28 protein-coding genes and 4 pseudogenes are annotated in these 23,896 nt (G+C 60.7%); 19 read left to right on the top strand and 13 right to left on the bottom strand.

What is annotated here, in order from left to right; genetic code table 11:
- Positions 1–58 precede the first annotated feature (58 nt).
- Both NKH33_RS27970 and NKH33_RS27965 read left to right on the top strand, forming a co-directional pair.
- Positions 59–1,009, top strand: a complete 951-nt coding sequence (locus NKH33_RS27970; protein ID WP_352773587.1) for a sugar kinase — start codon at positions 59–61, stop codon at positions 1,007–1,009.
- Between the two features lie 8 nt (positions 1,010–1,017).
- Positions 1,018–2,307 (top strand): D-tagatose-bisphosphate aldolase, class II, non-catalytic subunit, encoded by a 1,290-nt coding sequence (locus tag NKH33_RS27965; RefSeq protein ID WP_352922483.1) that lies wholly within the window; start codon positions 1,018–1,020, stop codon positions 2,305–2,307.
- A 57-nt stretch (positions 2,308–2,364) separates the two neighbouring features.
- Here the strand turns inward: NKH33_RS27965 and NKH33_RS27960 are convergent, their stop codons facing one another.
- The 5 genes and pseudogenes from NKH33_RS27960 to NKH33_RS27940 form a co-directional block, all read right to left on the bottom strand.
- Positions 2,365–3,741 carry a tyrosine-type recombinase/integrase gene (locus tag NKH33_RS27960; protein ID WP_352922481.1) on the bottom strand — a complete coding sequence of 459 codons (1,377 nt, stop codon included), beginning with the start codon at positions 3,739–3,741 and terminating at the stop codon, positions 2,365–2,367.
- 12 nt (positions 3,742–3,753) lie between these two features.
- A complete protein-coding gene (locus NKH33_RS27955; RefSeq protein ID WP_352922479.1) occupies positions 3,754–4,002 on the bottom strand; it encodes a hypothetical protein in 249 nt (82 codons plus the stop codon).
- A gap of 223 nt (positions 4,003–4,225) precedes the next feature.
- Positions 4,226–5,415, bottom strand: a pseudogene (locus NKH33_RS27950) (IS481 family transposase).
- A 92-nt stretch (positions 5,416–5,507) separates the two neighbouring features.
- On the bottom strand, positions 5,508–5,885 hold the full coding sequence (locus NKH33_RS27945) for a hypothetical protein (RefSeq protein WP_352922476.1): 378 nt from the start codon (positions 5,883–5,885) through the stop codon (positions 5,508–5,510).
- Between the two features lie 95 nt (positions 5,886–5,980).
- Positions 5,981–6,736, bottom strand: coding sequence for an SDR family NAD(P)-dependent oxidoreductase (locus tag NKH33_RS27940; protein ID WP_352922473.1), 756 nt, complete (start codon positions 6,734–6,736; stop codon positions 5,981–5,983).
- Between the two features lie 190 nt (positions 6,737–6,926).
- Between NKH33_RS27940 and NKH33_RS27935 the strand changes: the two genes are divergently transcribed.
- From NKH33_RS27935 to NKH33_RS27910, 6 genes are all read left to right on the top strand, one after another.
- Positions 6,927–7,499, top strand: a complete 573-nt coding sequence (locus NKH33_RS27935) for a L,D-transpeptidase (RefSeq protein WP_352503876.1) — start codon at positions 6,927–6,929, stop codon at positions 7,497–7,499.
- A gap of 199 nt (positions 7,500–7,698) precedes the next feature.
- Positions 7,699–7,833 carry an ABC transporter gene (locus NKH33_RS27930; protein WP_352503875.1) on the top strand — a complete coding sequence of 45 codons (135 nt, stop codon included), beginning with the start codon at positions 7,699–7,701 and terminating at the stop codon, positions 7,831–7,833.
- A gap of 139 nt (positions 7,834–7,972) precedes the next feature.
- The gene (locus NKH33_RS27925; RefSeq protein WP_352503882.1) at positions 7,973–8,545 is read left to right on the top strand and encodes a hypothetical protein; all 573 of its coding nucleotides are present in this window, start codon (positions 7,973–7,975) and stop codon (positions 8,543–8,545) included.
- Between the two features lie 200 nt (positions 8,546–8,745).
- Positions 8,746–9,333, top strand: coding sequence for a protein-S-isoprenylcysteine O-methyltransferase (locus tag NKH33_RS27920; protein ID WP_352922536.1), 588 nt, complete (start codon positions 8,746–8,748; stop codon positions 9,331–9,333).
- Between the two features lie 11 nt (positions 9,334–9,344).
- Positions 9,345–10,124 carry a hypothetical protein gene (locus NKH33_RS27915; protein WP_352539231.1) on the top strand — a complete coding sequence of 260 codons (780 nt, stop codon included), beginning with the start codon at positions 9,345–9,347 and terminating at the stop codon, positions 10,122–10,124.
- Positions 10,121–11,011: an SDR family NAD(P)-dependent oxidoreductase gene (locus tag NKH33_RS27910; protein WP_352539230.1), complete on the top strand. Its 891-nt coding sequence runs from the start codon at positions 10,121–10,123 to the stop codon at positions 11,009–11,011. The genes NKH33_RS27915 and NKH33_RS27910 overlap by 4 nt, the downstream gene beginning before the upstream one ends.
- Positions 11,012–11,036: 25 nt before the next feature.
- Here the strand turns inward: NKH33_RS27910 and NKH33_RS27905 are convergent, their stop codons facing one another.
- Positions 11,037–11,198, bottom strand: coding sequence for a hypothetical protein (locus tag NKH33_RS27905; protein WP_352539229.1), 162 nt, complete (start codon positions 11,196–11,198; stop codon positions 11,037–11,039).
- Between the two features lie 101 nt (positions 11,199–11,299).
- Between NKH33_RS27905 and NKH33_RS27900 the strand changes: the two are divergent.
- A pseudogene (locus NKH33_RS27900) lies at positions 11,300–11,491 on the top strand (hypothetical protein); the annotation flags it as partial.
- Here NKH33_RS27900 and NKH33_RS33320 read toward each other — a convergent pair.
- Positions 11,431–11,637, bottom strand: coding sequence for a hypothetical protein (locus NKH33_RS33320; RefSeq protein ID WP_502906779.1), 207 nt, complete (start codon positions 11,635–11,637; stop codon positions 11,431–11,433). The pseudogene NKH33_RS27900 and the gene NKH33_RS33320 overlap by 61 nt on opposite strands.
- On the opposite strand from NKH33_RS33320, the gene NKH33_RS27895 reads away from it, so the two are divergent.
- Positions 11,560–11,739 carry an ester cyclase gene (locus tag NKH33_RS27895; RefSeq protein WP_502906778.1) on the top strand — a complete coding sequence of 60 codons (180 nt, stop codon included), beginning with the start codon at positions 11,560–11,562 and terminating at the stop codon, positions 11,737–11,739. The genes NKH33_RS33320 and NKH33_RS27895 overlap by 78 nt on opposite strands.
- Before the next feature lie 369 nt (positions 11,740–12,108).
- Here NKH33_RS27895 and NKH33_RS27890 read toward each other — a convergent pair whose 3' ends face one another.
- Together NKH33_RS27890 and NKH33_RS27885 are read right to left on the bottom strand one after the other, a co-directional pair.
- Entirely contained in the window at positions 12,109–12,693 is a 585-nt protein-coding gene (locus NKH33_RS27890; protein ID WP_352922467.1) for an RES family NAD+ phosphorylase, read from the bottom strand.
- 2 nt (positions 12,694–12,695) lie between these two features.
- Positions 12,696–13,412: an antitoxin Xre/MbcA/ParS-like domain-containing protein gene (locus NKH33_RS27885; RefSeq protein ID WP_352922465.1), complete on the bottom strand. Its 717-nt coding sequence runs from the start codon at positions 13,410–13,412 to the stop codon at positions 12,696–12,698.
- A 175-nt stretch (positions 13,413–13,587) separates the two neighbouring features.
- On the opposite strand from NKH33_RS27885, the gene NKH33_RS27880 reads away from it, so the two are divergent.
- Both NKH33_RS27880 and NKH33_RS27875 read left to right on the top strand, forming a co-directional pair.
- A complete protein-coding gene (locus NKH33_RS27880; protein ID WP_352922462.1) occupies positions 13,588–14,031 on the top strand; it encodes a hypothetical protein in 444 nt (147 codons plus the stop codon).
- A 23-nt stretch (positions 14,032–14,054) separates the two neighbouring features.
- Positions 14,055–14,426, top strand: coding sequence for a DUF309 domain-containing protein (locus tag NKH33_RS27875; protein ID WP_352922534.1), 372 nt, complete (start codon positions 14,055–14,057; stop codon positions 14,424–14,426).
- 104 nt (positions 14,427–14,530) lie between these two features.
- Here NKH33_RS27875 and NKH33_RS27870 read toward each other — a convergent pair whose 3' ends face one another.
- Positions 14,531–14,998, bottom strand: coding sequence for a Ros/MucR family transcriptional regulator (locus tag NKH33_RS27870; protein ID WP_352922460.1), 468 nt, complete (start codon positions 14,996–14,998; stop codon positions 14,531–14,533).
- A gap of 221 nt (positions 14,999–15,219) precedes the next feature.
- Positions 15,220–15,429: pseudogene (locus tag NKH33_RS27865) on the bottom strand (DUF2130 domain-containing protein); the annotation flags it as partial.
- 279 nt (positions 15,430–15,708) lie between these two features.
- Between NKH33_RS27865 and NKH33_RS27860 the strand changes: the two are divergent.
- The 6 genes from NKH33_RS27860 to NKH33_RS27835 all read left to right on the top strand — a co-directional run bounded on the left by NKH33_RS27860 (position 15,709) and on the right by NKH33_RS27835 (position 22,206).
- Entirely contained in the window at positions 15,709–15,888 is a 180-nt protein-coding gene (locus tag NKH33_RS27860) for an integrase (RefSeq protein WP_352922457.1), read from the top strand.
- 482 nt (positions 15,889–16,370) lie between these two features.
- On the top strand, positions 16,371–16,670 hold the full coding sequence (locus NKH33_RS27855; RefSeq protein ID WP_352542906.1) for a DUF736 domain-containing protein: 300 nt from the start codon (positions 16,371–16,373) through the stop codon (positions 16,668–16,670).
- A 181-nt stretch (positions 16,671–16,851) separates the two neighbouring features.
- On the top strand, positions 16,852–17,073 hold the full coding sequence (locus tag NKH33_RS27850) for a hypothetical protein (protein ID WP_352922454.1): 222 nt from the start codon (positions 16,852–16,854) through the stop codon (positions 17,071–17,073).
- Positions 17,074–17,534: 461 nt separating this feature from the next.
- Entirely contained in the window at positions 17,535–17,831 is a 297-nt protein-coding gene (locus tag NKH33_RS27845; RefSeq protein ID WP_352922452.1) for a lysozyme family protein, read from the top strand.
- Between the two features lie 542 nt (positions 17,832–18,373).
- The gene (locus NKH33_RS27840; RefSeq protein ID WP_352922449.1) at positions 18,374–19,456 is read left to right on the top strand and encodes an IS110 family RNA-guided transposase; all 1,083 of its coding nucleotides are present in this window, start codon (positions 18,374–18,376) and stop codon (positions 19,454–19,456) included.
- A gap of 641 nt (positions 19,457–20,097) precedes the next feature.
- Positions 20,098–22,206, top strand: a complete 2,109-nt coding sequence (locus NKH33_RS27835) for a DUF3363 domain-containing protein (RefSeq protein WP_352922447.1) — start codon at positions 20,098–20,100, stop codon at positions 22,204–22,206.
- 76 nt (positions 22,207–22,282) lie between these two features.
- Here NKH33_RS27835 and NKH33_RS27830 read toward each other — a convergent pair whose 3' ends face one another.
- Positions 22,283–22,468, bottom strand: a complete 186-nt coding sequence (locus tag NKH33_RS27830) for a helix-turn-helix domain-containing protein (RefSeq protein ID WP_352922532.1) — start codon at positions 22,466–22,468, stop codon at positions 22,283–22,285.
- 163 nt (positions 22,469–22,631) lie between these two features.
- Between NKH33_RS27830 and NKH33_RS27825 the strand changes: the two genes are divergently transcribed.
- Positions 22,632–23,366: a hypothetical protein gene (locus NKH33_RS27825; protein WP_352922445.1), complete on the top strand. Its 735-nt coding sequence runs from the start codon at positions 22,632–22,634 to the stop codon at positions 23,364–23,366.
- Between the two features lie 411 nt (positions 23,367–23,777).
- Here the strand turns inward: NKH33_RS27825 and NKH33_RS27820 are convergent.
- Positions 23,778–23,896 (bottom strand): annotated as a pseudogene (locus tag NKH33_RS27820) (transposase); the annotation flags it as partial.

The following is a 23,896-nucleotide window of genomic DNA, read 5'->3' as shown; positions in this document are numbered from 1 at the left end:
TTGTGCGCGACTGAAGTCCGCAGTCGGACTAGAGCGAGACGCCGGGAGGAATTCCGCGATGAAGAAGCTGGTCTCAGCCGGCGAGATCCTCGTCGAGATCATGGCCGAGCGTATCGGCCAGAGCTTTCTCGAACCGGGCCCGCTGCTGGGGCCTTATCCGTCCGGCGCGCCCGCCATCTTCATCGGCCAGGCCGCAGCGCTCGGCCAACCCGCCGGCCTGATCGGCGCGGTCGGCGAGGACGATTTCGGCCAGTTGAACATCGAGCGGCTGCGGACCCTGGGAGCTGACGTGTCGGCGATCGCGGTTCACAAGGGCCACGCGACGGGCACCGCCTTCGTCACCTACCGGGCGGATGGCAGCCGGCACTTTGTCTTCAACATCCGCAACAGCGCCGCCGGCCTGGTCGGGATCGATGCCGCTGCGACAAGCATGCTGGCCGGCGCCGACCATGTCCATATCATGGGCTCGTCACTGTTCTCCGACCGCGCCACCGATGTCGCGTTGTCGGCGATCCAAACGGTGAAGGCCAAGGGCGGGACGGTGTCCTTCGACCCCAACATTCGCCGCGAGATCATGCAGGCCTCCGGCATGCGCGAAGCGCTCGACCAAGTGCTCAAGCAAACCGATGTCTTCCTGCCGAGCGGCAACGAACTGTTCCTGTTTTCGTCGGCCGGCGACGAAAAGGGCGCGGTCGACGATCTCCTGCAGCGCGGCGTTTCCTGCGTCGTCCTCAAGAAGGGCGCCGACGGCGCCGCCTTCCACGACCGTCACGGCACGGTGGCCTTGCCGGGCTTTGCCATCAACGAGGTCGATCCGACCGGCGCCGGTGACTGTTTCGGCGCTGCCTTCGTCTCATTCTGGCTTCGTGGTGCGGCACCCGCCCAGGCGCTCATGATCGCCAATGCGTGTGGCGCGCTAGCCGTTACTCGCAAGGGGCCAATGGAAGGTATCTTTCCGCTGGCCGAGGTTGAGGCTTTCGCAACCACCGCCGGGAGGGGCCGGCCGTGAGGGCCGCGATGCAGAGATTTGCCAGCATCGCGGTGAAGCGCGCCGCGGGTGAGAAAGGCGGCATCGCCTCGATCTGTTCGGCGCATCCGCTGGTGATCGAGGCCGCGCTCCGCCACGGCGCGTCGCGCGGTTCCGATGTGCTGATCGAGGCGACCTGCAACCAGGTCAATCACGAGGGCGGCTACACCGGCATGACGCCCGCCGGCTTCCGCAGCTTCGTCGAGGGCCATGCGCAAAGGGCCGGCTTTCCGCTCGATCGCCTGATCCTCGGCGGCGACCATCTCGGTCCCAATCCGTGGAAGCATCTTCCTTCCGCCGAGGCGATGACGAAGGCGAAGGCGATGATCGACGCCTACGCCGGCGCCGGCTTCACCAAGCTGCATCTCGACACCAGCATGGCTTGCGCCGACGATCCAGCCGCGCTTGCCGACGAGGCCATCGCTGCACGCGCCGCCGCGCTTGCGGCCGTCGCCGAGGCGGCGGTCGAACGCATTGGCGGCGAGAAACCGGTCTACATCATCGGCACCGAAGTTCCGGTGCCGGGCGGCGCGCTCGAAGCGCTCGATCATATGCATGTCACCGAACCCGATGACGCCCTGCGCACCGTCGAGATCCACCGACAGGCATTTTCGCGCGCCGGCCTCGATGCTGCCTTTGCGCGTGCGGTCGGCGTCGTCGTCCAGCCGGGCGTCGAATTCGGTAATGCCGAGATCATCGCCTACGCGCCGCGGAAGGCGACGCAGCTGGTCGCCGTGCTCGGGCGCATGCCGCAATTCGTCTTCGAGGCGCATTCGACCGACTACCAGCCAAACGAGGCCCTTGGGGCTCTGGTGCGCGACGGCTTCGCCATCCTCAAGGTTGGACCCTGGCTCACCTTCGCGCTGCGCGAGGCGTTGTACGGGCTGAGCCACATCGCCGACGTGCTTGCGCCAGACCCGTCTCGTGAAAGCCTACCGGCGGCGATGGAGCGCGTCATGCTTGCCTCGCCGGACAATTGGCAGAAATACTATCCGGGTACGCCGGACGAGCAGCGCGTGCAGCGGCACTTCTCCTTCAGCGACCGCATCCGTTACTACTGGCCGACGCCCGACGCACAGCACGCGGCACAGACGCTGCTGGATTTTCTGGGCGACAGGGACATTCCCCGCCCTTTGATCAGCCAGTATCTGGGGCAACTCGATGCCGAGGTTGCGGCAGGTCGGATCGAGCCCGTCGCGTATGACCTGCTGATTGGCAGCATCACCCGTGTCCTCGATTCCTATGGGCGTGCGACGTTACAGCAGCGCGGATCGTCCTAGATTCGCCGTTGCAGGGCCGAGCCGCGCCGGAGGACGCGCGTGATCTAAGATGTGCGCTCAGCCGACACACGCGGAGGCTATGCCGGACCTTCGAAGTTGGGCTGCTGTTGGACTAATATAAGCAGGGCACGGCCAATTCGATGGTGAGAGCATCGCGGAACCATACGGAACGATACGGGAATACTTCTGATTTTGGCCCACGAAAAACCCAATCAAATTGACGTTTCTAGCACATCCTCCGGGCCCACCATTATCGTTATTTATCAATGCTTTATAGGGTGGTTCGCCACGGGGTTCGCCAACAGGTTCGCCAGGCATCGGCTTGCGCGTCACGAGACGCACGACTCGATCCATGCCCTGCACCGCCAGCCGAACCTGCGATGCCTCGCGCGAATAGAGTTCGGCATGATCGATGTCGTCGTGACCCAGCACATCCATGAGCTGCCTGGTTGAGGCCTCTGCCTCCGCCAGATAGACGCCAAGCGACTTCCTCAATCCATGCAGGGTCAGGCCCTTCGGAAGACCGGCAAGCTTGCACCAGTGCGCCATCATTCCAGTCAGTGACTTGGCGGAGAACGGCTGCCCATAAGCGTTGACCAAGACGGTTTCCCCGCGCTCGTCAGCGGAGTCGAGAATTTCCGAAAGCATCGGGGTTATGGGCACGAAGAGCCGTTTGCCGCCGGTCCGCCCCTTGTTCTTTGCCTGAACGATATCAAATCCGTCGAACTGACGCTCGACCCCGTCAATGATGACGCGACGCGTCACCCGTTGGTCCCACCGCAGCCCTGCAACGTCGCCGCGACGATTGCCAAGCCAAAGTGCCAACCCGTAGCAGGTGCGTGCCGCGGTGCCGAGCGGCCAACGGTTTTCGAATTGCGCCATCGCTTCGCGGGGCCACGCTTTCCAGCCGGTATAGGCGGGCCGCCACTCGACCGCCGCTGTCGGATCGATTTCGATCCAGTCTTGTCGCATTGCGACATAGACCAGCTTGCGTATGCCCACTAACAGATGCTTGGCCTTGTGGGGCGTGGCGATGAAGCGGCCAAGAAGCTCTTCAATATGGATACGTCTAAGGTTCTTAACCGCTACATCCCGCCAGATGAGCGGGTGATCAGGGACCACGCGCAGTTCTAAAAATTCTTCGATCAGCCGCGTGTTCTTGCGCTTGCTGGCTTCGTCAAGCGCCAACCACTTGACCGAGATCTTCAACCGTTGAAAGGCCGCTCCAAACGTCCCGGGCAGGGCGACTCCAGGCATACGCACGACGGGAGCTTTAGGGACTTTCCGGCCCTCGACCGCTGCTTGGTACGCCTCCTTGAAACCCGGCTGATTGGGGGCCGGCAGACTGACCACACGCTCCTTCGTCCGATACCGCCACCGCAGCTTTCCGTGGCGATCGGTATAGGAGGAGAGGCCTGGATATTTGTCGGTCATGGCAGAATGAATCTATTCCCTGCGATGATTCCCTTGCAACAGGAAGTCGACGATATTCTCATCATCGTCTCCATGTAATTCGGTAAACGCCGCTTCGAGTTTAAGTCGATCCCAAATCACGCGGCCGTCAACTTTCTTCGGCTTCGGCATGCGGCGGTCAGCAACCATCTGGTCGAATTTGGTTATGCCCACGCCAATATATCGGGCGGCCTCTTCTCGAGAGAGGCCGCGAGGAGGATAGGAAAGGGTGTCGCTTTTCATGATCTCGCCGCCGGCATGTGTCCGCCCTGGTGCACGGACTTCCGTTCAGAGATCAGGATCTAGATTGTATCAACCTCCGCCGGAAGGGCGCCGATCAAGCCCTGCGGTAAACTGCGGTCACGGCGTATAAATAGGATGGTTGTGTGAGTTCAGGGGTTCGAGTCGGGAGAGAGATACCGCCAATACAGTTGTCCAACCCGGAGACATGGGTAACAGATTGTACTTAAGACATGGGTGACAACCTCGTGCCGAACGGGTTGTCGATGGTCTGCAAGGTCCTCTGTTCCAAGTCGATATACCCGAGATCGTAATGCATGAAGCTGACGAGCCAAATGCCGTCGTCGATCTCCTTGATTCCCAGCCTCTGACCGGCGAGCACGGTCGAGACGTTGATCCTCTTCCTGTGCATGCAGATGCGGCCGCAAGCGGTAACCAGGATGTCGCGGTCGTGGAAGGGGTATTCCAGTTCCGGCAGGCCGTCATAGGCTCTTGAGGACGGCGTGTAGAGCTCGGCCGGGGTGCGCATGGCGAGCGCCTCGTGTGGCCTTTCCTCATTGAATTCGCTGATGAAAGCGTCGAACCTCGCCTGCTGCTGGAGGATGTTCATGCCGGGCGGCCTGGTCGTCTCTTTCTTTAAGGTCAGATGCATGCGCTCGTGGCGGCCGTTCTGTTGCGGGTTGCCCGGCTGGATGCGCTCGATGACGATGCCGAGCCTGAGCCAGAACACCGACAGGCGCGAGAGATTGTAGAGGCCGTTAGGCGAAGCAAAGGGAGCCCGTTGTCGGAGCGGATGGCGGCGGGCAGGCCGCGCTCCCTGAACAGCCGCACGAAGGCCTCGATGACCGGCGTCTCCTTTGTCGATTCAAGCGCTTCGCAGGCGAGCACATAGCGCGAGATCTGGTCGGTGACCGTCAGGGGGTAACAGTAGCTACCGTTGCCGAGCCTGAACTCCCCCTTGAAGTCGGTGCACCACAGATCGTTAGGGGCGGCGGCTTGCGACAATGGCGTGCCCACGGCCTTGCTCGCCCGGTTCCTCTTGCGGGCCTGGCTCACAAGGCCGTGACGGTCGAGCACGGCATGCACGGTGCTTTTGGCCGGGATACGCACATCACCGGCGAGCTTCCTGACCAGCAACTCCCTGATCTTGCGAGCGCCCCAATGCGGCTTCTCACGCTTGGTCTCGACGATCAGCCGCTCGATCTGCTCGGGCAACTGGTTGGCGTACCTCACCGGCCGCCGCGAGCGGTCGCAAAGCGCCTCCAGCCCTTCCTCCCTATAGCGGTTGAAGATCTTGTAGCCAGTCTTGCGCGAAATCCCGAAATCCCGGCACACATCGCTCATGCCTTCTCCCGCGAGAAGGCGGGCAACGAAACGTAGACGTTCCTCCATCACCGAACACTCTCTCCACGGCATCAACACCTCCGGCCAAAAGCCAAAAGTGTTACCCATGTGTCCGGTACAAAACGTCACCTATGTCTCAGGCCGCGCAAGTGCTGCTACTGAATTCACTTGCTAAATTGAGTCCCTGCGCCTGTTGGCGGTTCGAATCGCGTGCTGTGCGCCACTTTACGATTTTGCGCGATTTCATACCCTCCGCGGACGGATGCCGCATCACGCCGCCGACACCCGCACGTGGAACTTGCTGTCGGTTGCCGAAGATTGTGGCAATCCGGACAGACCCGTCGAAACAGGGTGTAGGCTTCCGCCTCCTGGGTCACAACCGCTGTTTGCAGGGTGGCCATGATCTTCTTGCCGTCGTCGATCGACAGGCCCAGGTCTCCTTCACGCAGACGCTCATCGCTTTTGTCGATCCGGACCTCTCGGCGACAGATGTCGCCGAATTCGTTCGTCCCTTCGATCGAAATCGTCCACTCCATTCCCATCACTACCTCCGAAACCAAAGAGATGGTGATGGCCCAGTCGACGCTAACAAATCGTGGCCGCGCTCACCCCAGAGAAGTTACCGGTCTCCACTGCACTAATGGGCGGTGTAAGCTCCGTCCACCAGATGGTAGCTCCCAGTGATAAAGCTGGCCTGGTCGGACAACAGGAAGCACACAAGAGCCGCTACCTCTTCCGGTTTCCCGCGCCTGCCCATCGGCTGAAGACCCGCCATGCGCCGGCTGGCTAATGCCTCCATTTGCTCCGATAAAAGAGGCGTTTCGATCCAGCCGGGGCCGACGACATTGATCCGGATGCCCATCCTAGCATATTCAATCGCCGCAACCTTGGTTAATCCAACGACCCCGTGTTTCGCTGCCGTGTAAGCGGACGCAGTTGGCAAGCCAACGGAACCGAGAACAGAGGACATGTTCACGATGGCACCTCCGCCTCGATCCAGCATCGCGGCGATTTCGTACTTCATGCTGTAGAAAACGCCATTGAGATTAACGTTTATCAGTTTGTGCCAGTTGTCGATCGGATAGTCTGCCGTTGCTTTTCGAATGCCGTCGATACCTGCATTGTTTACCGCCATATCCAGTCCGCCGCATTTCTGGACAGTGAACTCGATCAGCTTTTCCACTGCTGCCGCATCCGTGACATCTACCGCAAAGTCGTAGGCCCTGCCTCCTTGCGAGCTTATTTCGGCGGCTGTGCAGCGCGCGGCCTCGGCATCAAGGTCGGCGACAACAATCTCGGCTCCTTCTTGCGCGAGTTGCCGTGAAACAGCCGCACCTATTCCGGAGCCTGCGCCGGTCACAATCGCGACTTTACCATGGAAGTCAGGCTTCATCGGCTCTGTCCTATGCCATTTCTGACATAACCGAACAGAGGCAGACGGTCATCGCAAGAAGTTTCGCTCCAATTCGCTTGTTTAATCCTGTGAATTCATTTTTGCCACCACACAGCGAGACTTGGCCCGCAGGCCTCGGAATGGTAGAGACGAGGGCGGCGGTAGATGACCAGTTTCCTAGCAGGTACAAATGGAAGAACACCACATTGCGCGCCGGGGGCTCGTGCTGGGTAGTCTGGCTCTGATGATCTCCGGATGCACGTCGATTTCATCCGCGTTCGGACCAAGGCGTGGCCTGAATCCTCGTTACCGACGGCAGCATGTGCGGTACGACGGAAACGAGCCGGCCGGAACGATCGTCGTCGATACTTCGCACCGTTTTCTCTATGCCGTCGAGTCTGACGGGTGGGCGACGCGCTACGGCGTTGGCGTCGGCGAGCAGGGACTTTCCTTCAAGGGTACAGCGACCGTCGGCCGCAAGGCGGACTGGCCGTCGTGGACACCCACCGCCAGCATGATGCAGCGCAAGCCGCGCCTGGTGCAGTATGCAGGGGGGGTCCCTGGCGGACCAAACAACCCGCTTGGTGCGCGTGCCCTTTATCTCTATCGAGACGGGCGCGACACCCACTTCCGGATACATGGTACAAACGAGCCATGGACGATAGGCACAGCGGTATCGAACGGGTGCATCCGTATGATAAATGACGACGTCATTGACCTCTACGACCGTACTCCTTTGGGCACGACGGTGGTGGTTGTTTGATGGTGGGCAGGCCTGATCTTCGTTGGATGGTGAACCCTGCCAGCACGTCACCGCAAAGGTGCCGCCGGCAACCGGGTGCCAACTGTGTCATTTCTGCACTAGGCGTTGGTGTAGATCGCAGCTAACTTCGCGGGGCTGCATATCGTTTTAGTTGTGGCGATTCCATAGGCTATTCCGCCCCCGGGGAAAGGATTGCTTGATGAACAGGATATTGATTGCAATGGTTGCTGTGCTCGCCGTTGCCAGCCTGAGCGGCTGCGCGAACGACTGGATCGGCAAAGGAAAGGGTAAGGCTCCGGCACCCGCTCCGGTAGAGCAACCAGTGATTAAGTAAGGACCGGCTTGTATGGGGAAGGGGTGCCAAGCCCTTCCCCATACATACGCAGCCGGGGCTTTGGCCGGCTTCATAGCGGTTGGCGAGCATAGGCCGTTATTAGGTCTGTGCTTTGTGAAGTTCGGGAATGGACGCGGCGATGACGCTTCTAAGTAGCCGTCTCTTGCTTGTGGCGTTGGTGGCCCTCCCGGCAGCGGCATGTCAGACGAAAGACCTGCCGCCCCAGCCGAATTTCGTATCTTATGCCGATGGCGGAGCTGCGCCTCAAAAAAACGACGAGCGGTACTTCATCGAGTTCCGCTCCCGCTACGCCCTAAGCTACGGCCACACCTACGCAGTTTTTGGGCGCCTGGACCGGGCCGGGAGAATGATCGATCCCCAAGTCGCGGGCCTTCACCCGGCTTCGAACAGTGCGGTTCCCTATGTTCTGGGCCATATCGTGCCGGTGCCAGCCGAAACCGGGTGGAGCGACGGTGATCTGGAAGAACCATACAGATCCGCAAGCTGGCAAATCATATTGACCCGGGCCGAATACGACAAAGTCGTTGCCTACATCCGCAAGCTGCAGGCGAGCTCGCATGTCTGGCAGGCGACGGTCTTGAACTGCAACGGCTTCGTGGCGGACATCGCTCATTCCATGGGATATAAGACTCCCGCCATTCAGCTCCGGCCGCAACAATTCATAACCGAGCTTCGGGAGATGAATACATAACCAAGATTCGAGGGATGAATGGGACCGAATGCGATCGGTACTGCCCCTCCGGCTTTCGCGTCTGCGGGCTAACTCGGAGAGGATCGCTGCGCCTGAAGGTCGGCCGGTGACGAAATCGAGACGATGGGTGAAGTGGCCATACTCAGGGGCAGCTGCTACAGTCGCGATCGCAGAAAGGGCGCTGGTGACCTGAAGTGAGCATTGCGGCAGCCTCACTTGGCGAGGTCATTTGGGTGATCGGCATCGTTGCTTGGTACGTGATTCGGTATCCCTTCGAGCGCCGGGCAAGGCGCGTGCGAATTGTAACTGGCTACCGCTCACGTTCCGACATCGTCGGGCTTGCATCTGCTCTGTTTGGCCTCGCAATCCTGCCTGCCTTCTATGTTGTCACCGGCATGCCCGCAGCGGCTGACCACCCGGCCAGCGTTTGGGCCGTGGCTCTCGGCACAATCATCTTCTGCTCCGCGCTATGGGTTTTTCGCAGATCCCATAAGGAACTTGGCCGGAACTGGTCGATTACGCTGGAGATTCGCGAACGGCATGAACTCATCTGCGCCGGACCATACGCTTTGGTCCGCCACCCGATGTATACCTCGTTCCTGCTCATTGGCCTCGGCCAGGTCTTTTTGCTGGCGAACTGGATTGCGGGCATATCGGGTTTGATTGGGTTCGCAGTCCTTTTCCTGCTGAGAGTGGACGAGGAAGAGCGTATGATGCTGGAGAATTTCGGCCCGCAATACCGTGCCTATATGGAAAAGACCAGGCGAATAGTCCCTTATCTTTATTAGAGGTACGTTTTATGCGAGGCCGAGCCCTCAAGCTTTCCGCGCCCCGGCGCCTTGTTGGCGATCTGATGAGGTTTTCGATCGGCGTGCCACGGGTCGCGGTGCAGCGTCAGATGAACCTCAGCCCACTCGTAAGGGCTAGAATGGCGCAGCAGACCAGGCCCTCCTGGACCGCGATCTTCCTGAAAGGATATGCGCTTCTTGCCCTAGAGATGCCGGAGCTGCGGCGCGCCTATGTCAAGTTGCCCTGGCCGCAGCTTTATGAGTATCCGGCAAGCGTAGCCTCGATTGCCCACGAGCGCGAATATGATGGCGAGCCGGCCGTTCTGCTGAGCTGCATCAAGTGCCCGGAGCGCTACTCCATCACGGAACTTGAGGGATCCATCCATGCGGCTCGATCACGGCCGATCCTGGAGGTCCCGGAGTTTCGGCGTGCCTTGCGGGTGGCAGGTGCGCCCGCGCCAGTCAGGTGGCTGCTTATGTGGCTAGGGTTGAACATCGCCCGGCAAAGGGCAAATTACTTCGGTACCTTCCAACTGTCGGTCTATTCTGGTCTCGGTGCGGAATCACTCAACCCGCTGACACCACTGACCACGCTTCTGAACTACGGTCCGATCGGCAAAGACGGATCGGTGAATGTCCGCATCCACTACGATCACCGGGTCATGGATGGAGCGAACGTCGCACGAGCACTGGAGAGATTCGAAAAGATCCTGAACGGCACTGTCGCCAATGAAGTGATGCTGCTCGGTCAAGGAGTTTCCGCTCCTGCAAGACAGAGGAACGCGACGTGATTTCGCACTGTGAATACCGGCCAGCTATCGTCGTGATTGGCGGCTCGGGTGGAATTGGCCGGGCGATTGCGAGCGTCGCGGCAAGGGAGCGCGGTGCGGTTGTGCTGGTTGCCCGCTCGCCCGAGGGTTTGGCCGCCGCGGCGTCTGAGGTTAGGGAGGCGGGCGGCGAGGCATTCACGCTCGAGTTGGATCTCGTGGCAGGCGATGCGCCGACGCGCATGGAGGGCTTTCTGTCCACACACGGCCTGGTCTGTGATGTCCTGGTCAACAGCGCCGGCTATGGCCTGCGGGGCGCGACGACGGCGCTGCCTATTGATGATCAACTGGGCATCATCGATCTCAACATACATTCCCTCACAGAACTGACCCTCCATTTTCTGCCGGGAATGGTGGCGCGCCGACGGGGCGGGGTGCTCAATCTCAGTTCCGTGGCCGGGTTCGTTCCCGGGCCTTATATGGCTCTGTACTTCGCCAGCAAAGCTTTCGTGCGCTTCTTCTCAGAGGCGCTTCACCAGGAATTGCGCCGAACCGGTGTGACGGTCACATGCGTTGCACCAGGCCCGGTGTCGACGGAGTTTCTCGCAAGATCAGGCGCCAATCAGACGGCGCTCTTCAACATCTTGCCCAAGGTGGATCCGGAGTATGTGGCCGAACGGGCGTGGCGAGGGTTCAAATCCGGTCGTCGCCTCGTCGTACCGGGAATCTCGGGCAAGTTGGCTGCCCTTGCGGCAGCGCTCCTGCCTTCAGCAGCGCTGCTGCCCCTGGTCGGCCGGCTGCAACTCGGCGGCAATGATCAATGTCCTTGCGGTTCAGGTATGAAGTTCAAGAAATGCTGCGGTACCCGCCAGATTCAGCTACGCCGGGGCCCTCGGGGAATTATCCCCTGAAGGACCAGCACGCCCGCTCGCTATTTCAGAAGTCGCCGATGGTCTTGGCAACGACCAAACGCTTTCCACCTGAACCGTTGCTGCGCTCGTGCATGAAGTCCCTCTCGGCCAGCGAGACAAAAGCCAAACCTTCCAGACCTACCGCCCTCCAAGCGACCGCCTCTCGCCGTGGCCAGCGCTCGTTCATCTACTCGACTCTTCGAGTCACAGGCGGCTCAGCACGGTCACTGCCGACGATGCAGCCTGCCAGCGAATGGAACCGGGTACAGCAGCCCATGTCCGATTCTGATGCCAATAAAGCCATCGTCCGCCGCTATTTCGATATGTTCCGGTGATCTGACCCAGCTCGCCGACATTGTTTCGCAGGACTATGGTGACAAGCTGAATGAACAATCCTCTGGCATCGACGTCATCCGCGGCTATCTCGAGGGCCTAAAGTCCAGCTTTCCCGATTTCACTTGGACCATCGAGCAGATCATCGGCGAGGGCGATCGGGTGGCGGTCATGAATCGCGTCAGCGGCACCCAGGTGAAAATGACTTCGGTGAGATCAAGGCGACCGGCAATCGCGTCGATTTCGCTGCTTTTCAATTCTATCGGATCGCCGACGGAAAGCTCGCCGAGCACTGGGAGGTAGCCGACTTCGCCAAGTTCCAGGAGCAGCTGACCGCCAAGCCGCCAGGGAGTGCCTTCAATGTGATAGACGGTATGCCGGCTCGGTCGTTATGACCGTATCAATTGCCGGCCAGGACACCGGCCGATACTCGAAATGTGTCGAGTCCGTGTGCGCAAATATCTGATTTCGATAGGCTCGCAGGCGCTCGTGCAGCTCGCTCTCGTCATCGGTGCGCTGCACAAGCTCATTCGGAAACTGAGGCCAACCATGGCTGTGTGTGAAAGGTCGGCAGTATGATACGACGAGCGATGTCGTGTAGGCCGTCTGTTCTTTGTAAATATTGCCGCGCCGCGACCAGGGCCACCCGTTCAGCTTCTTCTTCAGGATATGGTCGGCACAGTGCAGCGCATGCGCAAAGTCGCGATAGCTTGCGCTCAGCTTTCCATAGAGCCTGAGATTTGACTCGCCAATGTCGACTCTATTTATGCGAGCCCCCTCACCGATACATTTATCGCCGTCAGAGCGGCGATCAGCCCAGCGTGCTGCGCAAGGCTTACTGCCGCAGTTGATTGCAGCTTGGAATTCACGGCACGATCGTAAACGGCGAGACACTCAGCGGACGTCAGGCGAGAAGAATAGAGCACGCCATCGACAGCGAAGCGGTCATGGAGCGCCTTGCTGAGACGGCGGCCGGCGGCCTGTTGCTTGGCACGTGCGGCATTGGTCGTCACGCCGAGCTTGAGCAAGCCCGTCGTGCGCAGGTCTATGACCGTGAGCGGCTCTCTGGCCGATACTTCCGACGCAACCCAGTCCTCGACTTCAGTAATGTCGAGAACGCGCTTGGCTTTCCCCTCGAATCGGTCGCGGACGATGGTCTCAGCGATCGCCGTGGCGAGATTGCGAGCGAGATAGACCAACTGGAACGAATTGTCCGGCGCCGCGAAACGCGTCTGCCCGAACCCCATGCCGAGCGGCGTCGCGGCATGAGCCTTGGGCATCACGCGCAGATAGGCTTTGGGCCAGAACGGAAGCGCAAGGTCCGCGACAACTTTTGGATCCAGCTTCACGATCAGGCAAAATCACGTTCTGCTGCATCGAGAACTTCGGACACATGCCCCTGCTTGAGCCGGTCGAGCGGCGTTCCCCCGATGCTGGGTTTGGGCTGAACCAGCCATTGCCAGGCAACACGGGGATTGCCGATGATCCTCGAGACCTCGGACATACCCTCGACCGGCCGGCCGTCGACGAACTGAGCCATCGGAAAGACATGCTTTCGCTCACCCTTGAGCAGTCCGATGACCGCGCCGCGCTTGTGCCAGTCGTGCAAGGTCGATCGGCGGGTGCCAAACGCCTTCTCGATCTCGCTGGGCCCAGCAACGGGTCCCGCCCAATCTTCGAGGCGAAGCGGCGTCGCAAAAGCGGCAAGCCGCCGCCGCCCCTCCTCGATATCCACCACCTGGCCGAGGCCATCGCCCTGACTAACCTCGACGGGCAGCTTGACGTCGACCTGAACCAGCCCCTGATCGTCATGACCAGCAAGATCGGCTGCGACCGTTCCCATCGCCTCGACGAGCTTCTTCTCATGAGCGAGAATCTGGCGCTGCTGTTCGTCGGAAAGCCGAACGGTAGCCGCCGTGACCGCGGCCACGAGCCTGCTCTTGCCTTTCAGCACCGCCCTGGAAATTCCCGGGTTATGTCGAGCCAGCACGTCGAGGATGTCGGCAACCGCAGCGCTGCTCATAGTGACCTGCTTGGCGACCTCGGACTTTCGGACTGTTGCGACCATGATTGCCTCCATTGCGTATGCCGCATATATAGTCCGGAATGTCCGGATTGTCTAGATTGCGCATTGGTTCCGGCGATGATCAGACCCCAAACCACTGCTTCATGGCGCAAGGCGCGACCGAGTTCCGCGGCTTGGACGGGATAGCCCCCCTAAGCATGGGTACTCGTAGAGCGCAGTGGACCTGACGCTGTTTGCTGTAGCGCTGCAGATCGCGCATCGAACGGGCCGTCGCAATGTCGGCGAGCGCTTCTACCAGTTCCTTGGTATTGCGCTCACGGTCCGGCCGAAGGTCGTCATAAATCTCTATCCGGGGCAAGTCAGTATTTGTGAGTTGATGTCATTGCGCCGAAGGCTGGTCGCAAATATGTTTCACAAACTGCTGTTCAGGGAGGGGATGATGGCGGAGTTAAAGCACGGCGGATCTACGCTTGGGCGAATACACGCCAAGAGCAATGGTCGGAAAGTCGAGGCATACTGGCTGGGTTTTCTTGAGGGCGTTCTGGCCAGCGAGTCCATTGAGAGCCTGGAGCTCGCCTCAATCCGGGCCGAGGCCGAGCAGTTCCGCCAGCTTTTTGGCGACGCCGACGCCGCCGACCCGTCGCCCTTGGGGAAGCGTTAGGCTCGGATGTCTTTCGATGGGGAATCGACCTTTTCAACCATGGCTATTACTGGGAAGCCCATGAGGCTTGGGAGCCTCTTTGGCACGCTGCGAAACGAAGCACCCAGCACCGCCTGTTCTTCAAGGGACTGATCCTATTGGCGGCGGCCGGGGTAAAAATACGCGAGGGAAAGCGGGTCGCTGCCGTACGCCATGCCACAAGAGCTGCCGCGCTTTTTCGTCAGGTGGTGACGGTGCCGAGCCGGCTCTTTGAGACTGCGCTCGGGATGACACCTGCCGCGCTTGCAGAATATGCCGAAGCAGCCGTAACTTCCCGGGTTTTGCCAGAACCAAAGCCTGACCAGCCCGAGCCCGTTTTCGATTTTATTCTCGCACCAAAACTTGAGAGTGTCTGATCGGCAACCCTTGGTAAGCGTTCAACCCCAGCTTCGCCTGTGGAAGGCTGGTTACTCCCGCCTATTTTGTGTCCGGGCTACATAGGCCGATGGATCTGCAGCAATCAGGCCGCGGTCTTCTTGCGCGTCCGCTTCAGCGGCGCCGGCTTTTCCGGTTCTTTCGGCTTTCGGCCGAGCCCCATCGTCTTGGCCAATGCCGAGCGCGCTGCGGCATAGTTCGGCGCGACCATCGGATAGTCCGCTGGCAGGCCCCATTTGGTGCGATATTCGTCGGGCGTCAGGTTGTAGTGGGTCGCGAGATGGCGTTTCAACGACTTGAACTTCTTCCCGTCCTCAAGGCTGACAATGTAGTCCGGAGTGACCGATTTCTTGATCGGCACGGCAGCCTTGAGAGCCCGGGACTTATCCGGCGCAGCACCGCCGCCGGCGGTGCCCATCAATGCGGCGTGAATCTGACTGATGAGGGCCGGCAAGTCACCGACCGGAACCGGATTGTTCGAGACATAGGCCGAGACGACGTCGGCAGTGAGTTCGATCAGGTTGTCGGCATTGCTTTCAGCTTCTTCTGTCACGAAACTCTCATGGCGGCTTGAAAGACAGTCGGCGAAATTGTCCGTTTCATAGTGGCGGTTTGCGCCAAACGCAACGAATGCATTGGAACTATTGCGATGCCTGTTTCTGCACAGCGGCCATGGCAACGCATCCCGCGTCGTGCGCGTGTTGGTCCGTCCCCTGTTCGTCTGGCTAGCCGTTCCAGATTGCCAATCTTTTTCTGTTGCTCCATGCCGATTGCCTATTCGGCATCGGGCAGAGATGCTTCGATGGCCAGAACCTCCAAGCCCTCAATTTCTTGCATCACCTTTCCAGCGATACCTTGCAAATCGCCGTACATCCCGACGGTCGACTCGATTACGCCTTGTATTTGAGCCTCCCGCTTGGCCCACAGGCGCGTTGTGGCCTTGCGTTCCTTTGCGAGGTCCTCCTGCATATCAGAGAACTTTTTCGATTTCTACGCGAGAACTTGAGCACTTGATATGCTCCGCGTTTGCGGGATACGTCAAGAACGACGGGCACTCGTCTACCAAATGCGCTCATCGCCGGAAACTTGCCAAAAAGGCGGTCGACGACAAAAACATGCCTCAGTGCGCCTCTTATGTTCACGATCTGTGCTTCGAAAGTCGCATAAAGGCAGACTGGAACTTGAAAAGCTCAGGACCAAAGGGCCGACACGGAAGTCTCCAAAGTCCTACAGTGGGCACGCCTTTCAAAAAGTATCCGGAAGGTGGCGCTGTGGCTCGGTCACGCCGACATCCGCACGACCGAAGTCTACCTCCACATGGATCCTAGCGAAAATCTGGAGCTGGAGACGGTCGAGGTCATCGTTCCGCCGGAGTTGCGTCGCGGTCGGTTCAGGGCGCCATTTGCGTTGATCGCTTCATTGCTGGCGCACGCAGCGCCGTAGGACGAGTGCGGCTGTACCGGCTCGACACCTCAGTGAGCAGTCCCTCGTGTTGGCCAGCTTTGCCAGCTTCATCATCGGGCTCAAGGCCGAGTAGCTCCTCGTGGAGAGGACCGTCATAGCCATCGCCCTGGCGGTGGCCGCCTTGGCGCTATGGCGCGGCGGATCGTGTGCGGGCGTGCTCTGCCGCTCTGCCGCGGCGGAGCTGGTCCGCGCCGGTCTCTCCCGGGCGACTGTGCCCCGGAGCTGCCCAGGCGGCCTCTCTGCATGGCTGGTCTGGCGCCAGACCGGCCTGAGGCCCCCAACGGCTTCGCTGACCTTCTTCCCCTGCGCTGAGGCGCATTCCTCGCGAACCAAGAAGCTCGGCTGCCGCCGCCCTCCGCTCACGCTGCGGCCCTACGGGTGCAAGCCGGCCGTCCCGTCGCCTGAAGACCGCTATCGAGGCCGCGCTGGGCGGCTTCGAGGAACAGTAAGGAGATACCACAATGGCTCAAATCGGCATCTTCACCCGCAGCGACGATGGCGCCTTTACCGGCACGATCCGCACCCTCAACGTCAACATGAAGGCGACCATCCGGCCCGTCGCCAAGGACAACGAGCGAGGCCCCGATTACCGGGTCGCCGCCAATGGCGTCGAACTCGGCGCAGGCTGGAGAAAGGCAGCCAAGGACACCGGCGCCGACTACGTTTCGGTCAAGCTCGACGACCCCTCCTTCACGGCCCCGGTCTACGCGACCCTGGTCCAGAGTGACAACGGCGAGCACAAGCTCATCTGGTCCCGCTGATCGACACGCGGTGCCTCACCCCGGGCGAGGCACCGCCTCTCACCCGTGGGATTATGCGACGACCTGAGCTTTGCTATTTCCGTGCTTCCAAAATTTCGATCATCGGTCGCGCGGTCCTATTGGGCGCCGACGCCACCTTTCCAGTGCCGAATGTTTCCAACGATCCGGCCCCGATCGAGCCGTGAAGGCTCGCAGCAACCGTGCCGAAAACGCGCCTGACCATCGCGTCTGCTGCGAAGGCATGGAGGGCTGGTGCAGCGTGGAATCGCACCGCGACAAGGTCGGCGCCTATCTCTCTCGATCGACAACCGTCTTCACGCAACCGGTCCGCCCCAATCTGTTCCAGTCGACGCCGACAAGGACGCACGGAGTCTGTTTTGGAGCCGCTATCGAGGCGCAATGAACGAAGCTGGTCGGGTGCTCCGACTGCGTTTCTGCTGCGTCAAGCTCTTCGATCGATCGGGCGTCGGTCAAGCCCTTCGACCGATCGCCCGTCAGGCGGGCGCCGCGCGCAGCGAAGGTCAGGCGGCCGGACGCTTGCCAATGGCGGAGAACGCCCATCGCGGCGCAATTTGCGGCAAGCAAGTCCGGCCGGCGAAGCCTTGCTCTTGACGGAAGCGAGCACGGCCGCAGGCTGTCGACGCATCAGAAGCGTGATATATGCACTGTCGTCCGCAGCAGCATGACGATGATGTCTGCATGCTTGGCTCACCCTTTCAGCGTCGGTTGTTTACGCAGAACCTGAGCGGATAGTGAGCGGCTGAGCGCTCCAGCAGCACGATTTTATCCGCTGATCCATGATCGCGACATATCCGGGAAGCCGCGAACGTTTCGCCATCGCCCGAGCGGTTGCTTCGCGTCATAATGCATGTCGAGAGCGTTGGCGATGTTCATCTGGTGTGCAGCAAGGATGGGCTTGATGCAGATCATGCCGCCGACATGGCAGGAGCTGCGCATCAAGTCCGCGTCGGCGACGACCGTTGTCAACCGCGTGACAATATGTTTGCACGTACAGCGCATCTCCGCGAGAAGCTCGACCGCTTCGGCTGCGACGGCGTTTTCGCCGCCTACAATTCCGATCATGGCGAAATCAAGAGCATGTCGCGCCGGCCGCCCACCGCCGCGAGACGGTCGATTACGCTAGGAAACGGGCACCGCTGATCATTGCTGCGGTTCCCATTCCGATGCGCTCACGGCGAGGATGCAGCAGGGCGAACGCACTTCATTGGTTGGTTTTCGCGCGCACGGGCGACACCCGGAGTGTCTTTGCAATGCATGGCGACTGTGGCGCGCATGTTGCGGCAGAGACAGTGCTCGCGGCGATCCATCCGCCCAACATTCAGTCTTCCACAAACTTTGCCGTAGTTGACTTAACTGCGGTCGAGCCACGGCTGGATAACTTGTCGGTGGAACCGGTGTCTGGCGAGAGACCCGCCGCAGATAGCCATTTGGTCCAGCGCCCTTCTACAGCGTTACGTTGATAGTGACACTCCCGGTCGAATGCATTTCGGCTTGTTGCGTTGCGGGGGTTGCAGTGGGAGGGTTGACGGCGAGAGAGGGCGAGAGGGCGTGCAAACATGCAAACAAAGAGGGACGGCTCTCCTAATCGGGCTCGCCCTTAAGATCGACCGCCGAGAGTGGTAGCGGCGCAAGGAATCTGAGAGCCTGACAGCGTATTTGTTCACTGCAGTCAGGAGAGACTCATGAACAACCCGGTTTACATTGGACTTGACGCATCGCTGGATGAAACAAGCATCTGCATCGTCGATTGCGACGGCAAGATCGTATTCGAGACAAAGGTGGAGAGCAATCCGGACGCGCTCCACTCCGCACTGAAGGGCTACGTGGAGCGCGCTCAGCGCATCGGCATCGAGGCGTCTTCGATAGGCGTCTGGCTGGCGCGTGAGCTGCTATTGCGGAAGCTGCCGGTAATTGTCGTCGAGGCCCGTCACATGCGCACGAGCCTGAGCGCGATGCGCAACAAGACCGACAAGAACGACGCGCGCGGCATTGCGCAGATGATGCGCATGGGGTGGTTTCGTGCCGTCCACGTCAAGGGCGTGGAGAACCAGCGGTTTCGCACGATGCTGGCCAATCGCAAGCTTCTCAAGCGCAAGTTGGTGGATCTCGAGAACCATATTCGCGGCTCGCTGCGGGTGCATGGCTTGAAGGTTGGCGCGATCGGCCGGCACGAGTTCGAGGCCCGCGCGCGCGAACTGCTGGACGGCGCCGATTTCGTCTTCGAACGGATGATCGACAGCTTGCTGGCGGTCCGTAACGCGGTCCTTGAGGGCTACGATCGATTGCACACGATGTTGCTAAATGCGGTCGCTGCCGATCCTGTCTGCCGGCGCTTCATGACCGTGCCTGGGGTCGGACCGGTAGCTGCCCTGACGTACAAGGTTGCGATCGATGATCCGCATCGATTCAGCCGCTCCCGCACTGTCGGCGCGCATTTTGGCCTGACGCCGAGACGTCATCAGTCCGGCAGCTCGATCGACTTCACGGGACGCATCACGAAGCAGGGCGACATGACTGCACGCGAGGCGCTGTGCGAGGCGGCAGCGGCCATGTTGCTGCGTTCGCGCCGCGGCTCGGCACTCAAGGGGTGGGGGCTCAAGATCGCCAAGAAGCGCTCGATGCTGTGCGCGATCACAGCAGTCGCCCGCAAGCTTGCCGCCATCCTGCACCGTATGTGGGTTGACGGTAGTGTGTTCGATCCAGGCGCCGGGGCGGTTGTCACGCCGACGATGCGCGCGACGCTGAAGGCGCTGAGAACGGCTTGACGATGGGCGCGTCTCGACAGTTTAGAGGAGGTCCTGAGATCTGAGTTCGAAGAGTTCCCGTGCGCACGGGCGGCGCCCTGGCAGGGCGTTGGATGAGACTGAGTCCGCTATCTTGCCGGCATCCGCCCGCCACCGGGATGAATGCGCCGTGATCGCTAGGACCGTCTCGTCATGAGGCCATCAATGCGGCCCGAAGGAGAGCATGCGACGGCTGATTTGAGCCGAGCGCGTAGTAACGCAGGGACCCTGCCGAGGGAAGCGTGGTTGCAAGAAGTGCGCACGAGTTTACAGTGACTATGAAGTAGAATTGGAGATGTCATGCAGCTGGAAAGCCATTATTGTAGTTGACATTAGGGGCCCGATTAGTAAGACAAGATAAAGCGAGCTGGCGCTCGCCCTCGCTTCGCTCGTAAGTTGTTGTCTGCACATTGTTTTTTCGAGCGGACGCCGACGCAACGCGAGACGACGCGAGGTGCGGTGTTCACGGCTATTGGCTATTCTGTTGATCTGAAAAGCAAAACTATCGTGCCGCAGCGATGTGCGATCCGCCATTCTTCGCCACAACAAGTCTTTGCGCGCCGTAGCACGCTATGCGCTCCGGCCATCTTGAAGCGCGGAATCTGATTCCCGATGCTGTCGTCATGGCAGATCGTGACAGCGACAGATTCCAGGTTCGCACCGGTCGGATGCGGCATGGCGGCGCGCCGGTCAATTCGCGGACGCTGCCCTTCGTGCGCCAGGTCGAGATCGCGATCCGCAAGCAGGGCGGCAATCCCTATCGCATCGGCGCAAGCAGGAGCGCCGGGAAGGGGAGCGGCCGCTTCAACGCCCGCGGCCGCGGCGGCAAGATGGCGGCAGATTTGCCAAAGGACGGCGGCGGGTGGAAGCAGGACTCCAATGGCGTCCGCTTTCGCTCCCGCCGCGTCGTGGTAAAGGCACGCGTCGTCAAGCTGCCGGGGCGAGGGAAGGCGAGCGGGCGCGGCCAAAAGTTTGTGACAACCAGCAAGGCCGTCGATGCGCATCTGCGCTATCTCCAGCGCGACGGCGTGACCAGGGATGGCGAGAAGGGCAGGGTGTACTCGGCCTTCGAGGACGAGGCCGACGGCAAAGCCTTTGTCGAGCGCGGGCGCGGTGACCGGCATCAGTTCCGCTTCATCGTCGCGCCGGAGGATGCCGCCGAGATGGAAGATCTGCGCTCCTTCACCCGCGATCTCATGCGGCAGATGGAAGCCGACCTTGACACCCGCCTCGACTGGATTGCCGTCGACCACCACAACACCGGTCATCCGCACACCCATGTGCTGCTGCGCGGCATCACCGATGACGGCAAGATCCTGAACATCGCCGGCGACTACATCGCCCATGGCATCCGCCATCGGGCAAGCGAACTGGTGGAACGGGAACTCGGGCTGCAAAGCGAGATCGAGGTCGCCCGCAAGCTGGCAAATGAGGTCGGGGCCGAACGGCTGACCCCGCTCGACCGCATGCTGATTGCCGAACAGCGGGAGCACGATCTTGTCGATCTCCGTCCCAATGCCAGCGACAGCTACACAATTTCCAGCAATCGTTATCTGCTGATCGATCGGGCGAAGAGACTGGAGCACTTCGGCCTGGCGAGCGAGATCGAGCCCGGCCGGTGGGTGATCTCCGACGCAGCCGAAAGCACGCTGCGGGCGCTTGGCGAGCGCAACGATATCATCAAGACCATGCACCGGGCGCTGGAAGAGCACGGCCTCGCCGATGAACGGGGCGCGGCGCAATACGCAATGCACCGGCAGACCACAACCGAGCCGATCGTCGGCCGAGTGCTCGCCAAGGGACTCGCCGGCGACGAGATGAGCGACCGGCTGTCGCTTGTCATCGATGGCGTGGACGGGCGCACCCATTATGTCGAGACCGCGGATGCGGCAAAGCTCGATGACATTCAGCGCGGCCATATCGCGCTTGATCCGATCCTGCCGAAGGAGGTGCCGCGTGCGGCCGACCGCAACATCAGCGCAGTAGCGGGCGAGGGCGGCATCTATCGTCCGAGCAGACACCTGGAGGCAATCCGCGAGGCATTTTTGGAGCGGGGCAAGGACCCGGACGCCTTCGTCCGTTTCCATGTCCGCCGTCTCGAAGCGCTGCGGCGGGCGGGCCATGTCGAACGTATCGACGAAGACCACTGGCGCGTGCCTGAAGACCTGACCGAGCGCGGCATCGCCTACGATGGCCAGAACCGCGGCAAGGACTTCTCCGTCCGCGTGCTTTCGACGCTTGACCTCGACGCGCAGATCGGCAGCGACGGTGCCACCTGGCTCGACCGGGAGCTGATGGCCAGGACCCCCGTGCCGCTGGTCCGGTCAGGCTTTGGTCTCGACGTGGACAACGCTCTCGACAGACGGGCTGCCCAGCTCGTCAGGATGGGCCATGCCGCACGCGATGCGACTACCGGGACCATCACCTTCTCGCGCGACCTTGTTGCCACGCTGGAGCGTCAGGAGGTCGCGCGCGTCGGCAAGGAAATGGCCGCTGCGCGCGGCCTCACTTTCGTGCCCGTCCAGCCCGGCAACCATGTCAGCGGCACGCTTGTCGGCCCGGTCAGTCTTGCCAGCGGGCGCTTCGCCATGCTGGACGATGGTCTCGGGTTTCAGCTCGTTCCGTGGCAGCCAATGCTGGAGAAGCGCATCGGCCAGCACATCACTGGCCTCGTGCAAAACAGCGGTGGTATCGAATGGAGCTTTGGCAGAAAACGCGGGCTGGGGCTGTGAAAGCGCCCATCACGTGGCACTTTTGGCTCGCAACTATCGCCGGCAACGATTGGCCCAGCCTAGTAGCAGACAGTTCTCAGACGCGGGGTCTTAAACGAATACCATTCTCGGACAAGAACTCGATTCCGGCCATCTCAAGCGTTTGCCTTATACTTATCAGGTTGTTGGGGATCGGAATGCGCGCCCCACGCTCAAAATCCGCAATCGTCTGCCGAGCCACATTTGCGGCTCTAGCTAGTTCGTCTTGGCTCCACCCAAGCATCGCCCGAGCGCCGCGACACTGCTCTATCGTTAGCGCATTTTCCACGGCTACAATCCGATTGACGTCAATCAATTTGTATGATGAGATTCCCTAAAACGGCCGAGCTGAGCGCTGACACGCTTAGCCCGACCTAACCATAACCAAGCTGATAGGAGCTCGGATCATGGCTGATTCCGACAATACCACGACTCTGCCTTTCGTCACCCGTAGGCAAGTGCTCGCGGGAGGAATGATCACGTCCACCGCTTTGATGCTTGAAAAAGGTACTTTCACCGGCAACGCTGCCGCGACGAAGATGTCCCTCTCCGACCCAGCGCTGGCGCTTTGGCGGGAATGGCAGGCAGCCCACCGGCTGACCGAGCGGCTTTGCCGCACGCAGCAGCGCCTCGAGACGAGGCTTGTCGAGAGCGTCGGCTTTCCTCGGGCGACGGTCCGCCTGCCCGAGGGGGAGGATGTGACGATCCACTCAATCGAGGCTCTCAATGAATTGCTAGGCAGAAGGCCGGATATGGCTGGTCTCCGCCAGAAAGCCGAAGCTGGTCTCGCGGCACATCAGGCACGCTGGGATGAGGCTGCCGAGGAGACCGGGTACATTGCCGCGCTCAGGGCCGAGTGCAAGGCTGGCGACCGGGCGCAGGATCTGCTGGAAGCGTTCTCAACCATCGCCGCCACGACTCTCGCCGGCGTGGCTGGCAAGCTTGATGCCGTGTTACGCGAGGGCGAGGGGTGGGAAGAGTGCTCTGAGTTTCCTTGGCCGCAAATCCGCTCCGCGCTCAACGATCTGGTGCGTATCGCCCAGCCAGCGATGCCGGAACAATTCTTTGCCGACGAGCCGCGTCCCCCAGCTTCGCAGGCGGGCGGGCTGGCTGCTATCTCGGCGCCTGAAAGACGAAGATGAAGGCGAGGACTCGAACCTCAAAATTTATTGGCACCGTAACCTGCTGATTTTGCTAACCAACTTAGCCACAGTCGGTGACTCGACTATCACAATCCTGGCACAATCACAGCCCACACTCCGCTAAACCGTCGTAAGGCGTACCGGAAAGAGCAGGCAGCGCCGAAATCCCGATCTAGACAAAGCAAGACGGCAGAGTGCGCGACATTCAGCGCGGGCTGAACAATCGCTCCACAGCTCATTTTTTACAAAGTAGACTGGAGCTTTCTCGCACCCGTCACGGAGCAGAAATGGTCAAGGGTCACGTGCAGCGCAAACTAGCTGCTATCCTTGTTGCGGACGCGGTCGGCTACAGTAGCCTGATGGCTTCGGACGAAGTGGGGACTCACGAGCGATTCAAATCGCTTCGCTCCGATCCTCCGTCACCGCCTTCACCTTGCGGGTCGAAACGCCCTGCACGTACATCTCGACCAGCGCCGACACCAATGCCTTCTCCGAACGCTGGTAGCGCTCAAACAACTCCGTCGAGAACC

The sequence above is a fragment of the Mesorhizobium sp. M1182 genome (assembly GCF_040318335.1).
GTDB lineage: Bacteria > Pseudomonadota > Alphaproteobacteria > Rhizobiales > Rhizobiaceae > Mesorhizobium.
The sequence above is the reverse complement of the archived record's forward strand: the minus strand, read 5'-3'. Positions and strand labels throughout refer to the sequence as shown.

What these genes read in the sequence shown, in the direction of transcription:
- NKH33_RS27945 (WP_352922476.1), bottom strand. Translation starts at nt 5,885, where the DNA reads ATGGGAATGGAGTGGACGATTTCGATCGAAGGGACGAACGAATTCGGC.
- NKH33_RS27830 (WP_352922532.1), bottom strand. Translation starts at nt 22,468, where the DNA reads ATGCTTGGGTGGAGCCAAGACGAACTAGCTAGAGCCGCAAATGTGGCT.
- NKH33_RS27955 (WP_352922479.1), bottom strand. Translation starts at nt 4,002, where the DNA reads ATGAAAAGCGACACCCTTTCCTATCCTCCTCGCGGCCTCTCTCGAGAA.
- NKH33_RS27845 (WP_352922452.1), top strand. Translation starts at nt 17,535, where the DNA reads ATGCATGTCGAGAGCGTTGGCGATGTTCATCTGGTGTGCAGCAAGGAT.
- NKH33_RS27825 (WP_352922445.1), top strand. Translation starts at nt 22,632, where the DNA reads ATGGCTGATTCCGACAATACCACGACTCTGCCTTTCGTCACCCGTAGG.
- NKH33_RS27940 (WP_352922473.1), bottom strand. Translation starts at nt 6,736, where the DNA reads ATGAAGCCTGACTTCCATGGTAAAGTCGCGATTGTGACCGGCGCAGGC.
- NKH33_RS27855 (WP_352542906.1), top strand. Translation starts at nt 16,371, where the DNA reads ATGGCTCAAATCGGCATCTTCACCCGCAGCGACGATGGCGCCTTTACC.
- NKH33_RS27970 (WP_352773587.1), top strand. Translation starts at nt 59, where the DNA reads ATGAAGAAGCTGGTCTCAGCCGGCGAGATCCTCGTCGAGATCATGGCC.
- NKH33_RS27905 (WP_352539229.1), bottom strand. Translation starts at nt 11,198, where the DNA reads ATGAACGAGCGCTGGCCACGGCGAGAGGCGGTCGCTTGGAGGGCGGTA.
- NKH33_RS27885 (WP_352922465.1), bottom strand. Translation starts at nt 13,412, where the DNA reads ATGGTCGCAACAGTCCGAAAGTCCGAGGTCGCCAAGCAGGTCACTATG.
- NKH33_RS27925 (WP_352503882.1), top strand. Translation starts at nt 7,973, where the DNA reads ATGACGCTTCTAAGTAGCCGTCTCTTGCTTGTGGCGTTGGTGGCCCTC.
- NKH33_RS27960 (WP_352922481.1), bottom strand. Translation starts at nt 3,741, where the DNA reads ATGACCGACAAATATCCAGGCCTCTCCTCCTATACCGATCGCCACGGA.
- NKH33_RS27835 (WP_352922447.1), top strand. Translation starts at nt 20,098, where the DNA reads ATGGCAGATCGTGACAGCGACAGATTCCAGGTTCGCACCGGTCGGATG.
- NKH33_RS27840 (WP_352922449.1), top strand. Translation starts at nt 18,374, where the DNA reads ATGAACAACCCGGTTTACATTGGACTTGACGCATCGCTGGATGAAACA.
- NKH33_RS27965 (WP_352922483.1), top strand. Translation starts at nt 1,018, where the DNA reads ATGCAGAGATTTGCCAGCATCGCGGTGAAGCGCGCCGCGGGTGAGAAA.
- NKH33_RS27935 (WP_352503876.1), top strand. Translation starts at nt 6,927, where the DNA reads ATGGAAGAACACCACATTGCGCGCCGGGGGCTCGTGCTGGGTAGTCTG.
- NKH33_RS27915 (WP_352539231.1), top strand. Translation starts at nt 9,345, where the DNA reads ATGCGAGGCCGAGCCCTCAAGCTTTCCGCGCCCCGGCGCCTTGTTGGC.
- NKH33_RS27930 (WP_352503875.1), top strand. Translation starts at nt 7,699, where the DNA reads ATGAACAGGATATTGATTGCAATGGTTGCTGTGCTCGCCGTTGCCAGC.